We start from the raw sequence: 4,985 nt of genomic DNA, 5'->3' as shown, positions 1-4,985 counted from the left end.
CACCGTGGACGGGGCGGCCCCACTCGGTGTCGTGATAGGCGAGGTAGTCCTCCGTGGACAGGCCCCACGGGCAGCGCGGGCGCCCGTCGGCCGCCGGTTCGGCGCCGCTCACCGACCGGCCTCCCCGCTCCGCGGGCCGTCCTCGGCCCCGGGCTGCTCGCCGGGCCGCTTGAACAGGTCGGGGCCGTTCACGGCGGTCGCCTGGGCGCCGGCGAGCGCCGACTCCAGTTCGGCGATGTGGGCGTCCCGCTCGGCGAGCTCGGCACCGAGCCTGCCGAGGGCCTCGTCCACGTCCGCCATGCGGTAGCCGCGCACGGCCATGGGCAGCCGCATGGCCTCGACGTCGGCGCGGCCCACAGGACGGTTCGCGGGCAGCGGATCGGTGAGCCGCTCGGGCTCGACGTCCTGCAGTACCGCGCTTCCGCCTCCGCCGACCACCGCCAGGGTGACCGCGGCCACGACCACGGCCATCGTGAGCAGCAAGAACCAGAACACGTGCATCTCCCGGGGAGCGGAATACCTGTCCAGGTCAGATCGTGCCATGAGCCACCGGCCGTTAGGGTCGCAGGCGGGCTACAGGGAGGAACCAGGAATGCGAAGCGGGGCGCTCAGGCTGGGGCGGCGGGAGTTCGGGCCGCACGAGCCGGTGATCATGGCGATCGTGAACCGGACCCCCGATTCCTTCTACGACCAGGGGGCGACCTTCCATGACGAGCCCGCCCTCTCCCGGGTCGAGCAGGCCGTCGCGGAGGGCGCCGCGATCATCGACATCGGCGGGGTGAAGGCCGGTCCCGGTGAGGAGGTGACGGCCCAGGAGGAGGCGCGCCGCACGGTCGGTTTCGTGTCCGAGGTGCGCCGGCGCCACCCGGACGTCGTGATCAGCGTGGACACCTGGCGGCACGACGTGGGCGAAGCCGTCTGCGAGGCGGGGGCGGACCTGCTGAACGACGCGTGGGGCGGCGTCGACCCGAAGCTGGCGGAGGTGGCCGCGCGGTACGGAGCGGGACTCGTGTGCACGCACGCGGGCGGCGCGCAGCCCCGTACCCGGCCGCACCGGATCGCCTACGACGACGTGATGGCGGACATCCTGCGGGTGACCCTGGGTCTCGCCGAGCGGGCCGTGGAGCTGGGGGTCAGGCCCGACGGGATCATGATCGATCCGGGTCATGACTTCGGGAAGAACACCCGGCACTCGCTGGAGGCGACGCGCCGGCTGGACGAGATGACGGCCACGGGCTGGCCGGTGCTGGTCTCCCTGTCCAACAAGGACTTCGTCGGGGAGACGCTCGACAAACCGGTCAAGGAGCGTGTGATCGGCACGCTCGCGACGACGGCCGTGTCGGCGTGGCTGGGGGCGCAGGTGTACCGGGTGCACGAGGTCGCCGAGACCCGGCAGGTCCTGGACATGGTGGCTTCCCTCGCGGGCCACCGGCCGCCGGCGGTCGCACGACGGGGCCTGGCGTAGATCCCGCCGTCCTCCTCCCGACGGGTACGCCGGGCGCGGGCGGGCAGGGACGGCCTGGTGCCGCGGAAGGCGGCGCTCGCCCCTCGTGAGGAGCAGCGCCCCGGCACGTGGTCCCGCCCGTACCGGCCGGAAGCCCTCGTACGGGACGCGCTCGGGCCTTCGGCCGGTACGGCGGGAGGGCATGCCGGGCGCCGCGACGGGGCGGGCGCCGCGACGGGGCGGGCGCCGCCTGTGCGGCGCTAGCGGCCGACCTCCTTCGTCACCAGCCGGACCGCCTCGTCCACGTCGTCCGTGACGTGGAACAGCATCAGGTCCCGCTCGGACGCCTTGCCCCCCGCGACCACCGTGTCCCGCAGCCAGTCCACCAGGCCGCTCCAGTACGCCGTACCGAACAGGACGATCGGGAAGCGGGTCACCTTGCCCGTCTGCACCAGGGTGAGTGCCTCGAAGAGCTCGTCCAGCGTGCCCAGACCCCCGGGCAGGACGACGAAGCCCTGTGCGTACTTCACGAACATCGTCTTGCGGACGAAGAAGTAGCGGAAGTTGACGCCGATGTCGACATGTGGATTCAGCCCGGACTCGAAGGGGAGCTCGATGCCGAGTCCGACGGAGACGCCGTTCGCCTCCCTGGCCCCCTTGTTCGCCGCCTCCATCGCCCCGGGACCGCCACCCGTGATGACGGCGAACCCCGCCTCGACCAGCGCCTTCCCGATCTGTACGCCCGCCTCGTAGTCCGGTCCGCCCGCCGGGGTGCGGGCGGAGCCGAAGACGCTGATGGCGCTGGGCAGTTCCGCCAGCGCGCCGAAGCCCTCCACGAACTCCGACTGGATGCGCATGACCCGCCAGGGGTCGGTGTGGACCCACTCGGAGTCGCCCTCGGTGTCCAGCAGCCGCTGGTCGGTCGTGCCCGGCTGGACCTGGTCCCTGCGGCGCAGCACCGGGCCCAGCCGCTGTTCCTCGGGTTTCACCGCACCCTCGGGAATCTGCGCGCCCTCGGGGATCCGTGCGTCCTCCGGGTTGCCCATGACCTGCTCCCTCCGCCGACCTGCGATGTGCGTGTGTCGCCTCAGCGTAGATCGGCGGAGGTTAAGCGCAGGGGAATGCCGTGAGTCAGCTGGTGAGCCAGGAGCGGAGACGCTCCTCGCAGTGCGTGATCCTCTCCACCCGCACGTGCTCGTCCCGCTTGTGGGCGTACAGCGGGTCGCCGGGACCGTAGTTCACCGCGGGGATGCCCAGGGAGCCGAAGCGGGACACGTCCGTCCAGCCGAACTTGGGCAGCGCGATGCCGCCGACCGCCTCCATGAAGGCCTTGGCCGCGGGGTGGGAGAGACCGGGCATCGCGGCGCCGGAGTGGTCGTCCACGACGAACTCGGCGACACCGCAGCCGGCGAAGACCTCCTGGACGTGCGCCTCGGCCTGCTCGGGCGTGAGGTCGGGGGCGTACCGGTAGTTGACGACCAGCGTGCAGGCGTCCGGGATGACGTTGGTGGCGACGCCGCCCTCGATGCCCACGGCGTTGAGCCCTTCCCGGTACTCCAGCCCGTCGATGACCGGCCGGCGCGGCTCGTACGCGGCCAGCCGGGCCAGCGCCGGAGCGGCGGCGTGGATCGCGTTGGACCCCATCCAGCCGCGTGCGGAGTGGGACCTCTCGCCCTGGAAGCGCAGGTGGACCCGGATCGTGCCCTGGCAGCCGCCCTCGACCTCGCCGTTGGATCCCTCCAGGAGGACGGCGAAGTCCGCGTCGAGCCACTCGGGGTGCGCCTCGGCCACCTGACCGAGGCCGTTGAGGTGGGCGGCGACCTCTTCGTTGTCGTAGAAGATGAAGGTGAGGTCGCGGTTGGGCTCCGGCACGGTCGCCGCGATCCGCAGCTGGACGGCGACGCCCGACTTCATGTCGGAGGTCCCGCACCCCCACAGCACACCGTCGTCATCGAGCCTGGAGGGCACGTTGTCCGCGATCGGGACGGTGTCGATGTGCCCCGCCAGGACGACACGCTCGGCACGGCCCAGCTGCGTCCTGGCCACGATGTTGTTTCCGTGACGGTTCACGGTCAGGTGCGGCAGCGGGCGCAGGGCCGCCTCGACGGCGTCGGCGAGCTCCTTCTCCTGTCCGCTGACCGAGGGGAAGTCGACCAGCCGGGCAGTGAGCTCCGGGCCGTCCAGGGTGAGGTCGAGCGAGTGTCCATCCATGGCCACGAGCCTAAGCGACTTGGGTCCCCGGCCCGGCCGTACCCTCCAGTACGGTGGGCCCCGTGCCTCGGACCAGCTCTTCTCCCCGTCGCAGCCGCCTCTTCCGTGTCGCGGCCGCCTTCGCCGTACTCGTGGCCCTGGCCGGTTACCTGGCCGTGCAGTACCTCTCCGGCAACCGCGGTGCGCCCCGCTGCACCGTGGGCGCAGCCGACGGGAGCGAGGGGCGTACGTACGAGCTGAGCCCCGCCCAGGCCGCCAACGCCGCCACGATCTCCGCCGTGGGCACCACGCGGGGGCTGCCGGAACGGGCGGTGACCATCGCGCTGGCGACCGCGCTGCAGGAATCCGGGCTGCGCAACATCGACCACGGTGACCGGGACTCGCTCGGCCTCTTCCAGCAGCGTCCCTCGCAGGGGTGGGGGACGCCCGAGCAGATCATGGACCCGGTCTACTCGTCCGGAGAGTTCTACGAGCACCTCGCCGAGGTCCCCGGGTACTCGCGGCTGCCGCTGACGGTCGCGGCCCAGCGGGTGCAGAAGAGCGGGTTCCCGCAGGCGTACGCCAAGCACGAGCCCGATGCCGCACTGCTGGCAGCCGCGCTGACCGGACGCGCCCCGGCGTCGTTGACCTGCTCGCTGCCGTCGGCGGCCGCCGGGGGCCCCGGGGACGCGGCCGAGGTGCGGTCCGGCCTCGCGCGCGCCTTCGGGAAGGACGTCCTGCCCTCCACCTCGTCGGCGGGCGCATCCGCGGCGGGCACGGTGTCGGTCCCCGTGCCGGTGGAGGACGGCACCGCGCCCCGGCGCGGCTGGGAGCTCGCCCACTGGGCTGTCGCGCAGGCCGGCCCCCTGCGGATCGAGGAGGTCTCGTACGCGGGCCGGGTGTGGACCCCGGACACGGGCTGGCGGACGGAACGCAAGGAATCGGGCGCCACAACGGTCCGGATGCGGCTCGCTCAGTAGTACGGCCCGTCATCCGTACGGGCCGTACGGCCTCCGCCGAAGCCTCCCCCCGGCCGACCGCTCCGCACGCGTGCCGCCTGTCCGGTCCTGCTTGCCCGCAAAGGGAAGTGACGGTTCATCAGCCGTCCGTCGAATGCCCTGTTCGCCCGGGTTCCTCCGTTGCGGATTATCCGACGCATTGCCCATTCTTTACCTTGGTGCCCCGCAACTTTCCCTGCCCCCGGACCGGTTGTTCAGTGCGTCCGATCACCGGACAGGCGGATTCCACATCCGCCGCGAACCGTTGACGTCCCGCTGAAGGAGCATCATGTCCCTCCCCCTGTCCCGCAGGATCGCCCGCGCCGCGCTGCTGATCGCCGCAGGCACGGCCC

The 4,985-nt window shown here is 72.3% G+C and carries 5 protein-coding genes and 1 pseudogene; 2 read left to right on the top strand and 4 right to left on the bottom strand.

Annotated elements, in window-relative coordinates; translation table 11 throughout:
- A pseudogene (locus VN520_RS14130) lies at positions 1-112 on the bottom strand (DNA-3-methyladenine glycosylase I); the annotation flags it as partial.
- Complete coding sequence (locus tag VN520_RS14125) at positions 109-501, bottom strand: DivIVA domain-containing protein (RefSeq protein WP_325747251.1); 393 nt, start codon at positions 499-501, stop codon at positions 109-111. The gene VN520_RS14125 and the pseudogene VN520_RS14130, both read right to left, overlap by 4 nt.
- A 91-nt stretch (positions 502-592) precedes the next feature.
- On the opposite strand from VN520_RS14125, the gene folP reads away from it, so the two are divergent.
- The gene (gene folP, locus VN520_RS14120) at positions 593-1,465 is read left to right on the top strand and encodes a dihydropteroate synthase (protein ID WP_325747250.1); all 873 of its coding nucleotides are present in this window, start codon (positions 593-595) and stop codon (positions 1,463-1,465) included.
- A gap of 239 nt (positions 1,466-1,704) precedes the next feature.
- On the opposite strand, the gene VN520_RS14115 is transcribed toward folP, so the two are convergent.
- Positions 1,705-2,490 (bottom strand): TIGR00730 family Rossman fold protein, encoded by a 786-nt coding sequence (locus tag VN520_RS14115; RefSeq protein WP_325747249.1) that lies wholly within the window; start codon positions 2,488-2,490, stop codon positions 1,705-1,707.
- 85 nt (positions 2,491-2,575) lie between these two features.
- Positions 2,576-3,655, bottom strand: a complete 1,080-nt coding sequence (gene dapE, locus VN520_RS14110) for a succinyl-diaminopimelate desuccinylase (protein WP_325747248.1) — start codon at positions 3,653-3,655, stop codon at positions 2,576-2,578.
- A 62-nt stretch (positions 3,656-3,717) separates the two neighbouring features.
- Between dapE and VN520_RS14105 the strand changes: the two genes are divergently transcribed.
- Positions 3,718-4,614 (top strand): hypothetical protein, encoded by an 897-nt coding sequence (locus VN520_RS14105; RefSeq protein ID WP_325747247.1) that lies wholly within the window; start codon positions 3,718-3,720, stop codon positions 4,612-4,614.
- Positions 4,615-4,985: the final 371 nt, after the last annotated feature.

The sequence above is a fragment of the Streptomyces sp. genome (assembly GCF_035563135.1).
Classification (GTDB): domain Bacteria; phylum Actinomycetota; class Actinomycetes; order Streptomycetales; family Streptomycetaceae; genus Streptomyces.
This window is presented reverse-complemented; position numbering and strand designations above follow the sequence as displayed.

Excerpts from the sequence above, each read along its gene's own strand:
- VN520_RS14115 (WP_325747249.1), bottom strand. The coding sequence starts at position 2,490 with ATGGGCAACCCGGAGGACGCACGGATCCCCGAGGGCGCGCAGATTCCC.
- VN520_RS14125 (WP_325747251.1), bottom strand. The coding sequence starts at position 501 with ATGCACGTGTTCTGGTTCTTGCTGCTCACGATGGCCGTGGTCGTGGCC.
- folP (WP_325747250.1), top strand. The coding sequence starts at position 593 with ATGCGAAGCGGGGCGCTCAGGCTGGGGCGGCGGGAGTTCGGGCCGCAC.
- dapE (WP_325747248.1), bottom strand. The coding sequence starts at position 3,655 with ATGGATGGACACTCGCTCGACCTCACCCTGGACGGCCCGGAGCTCACT.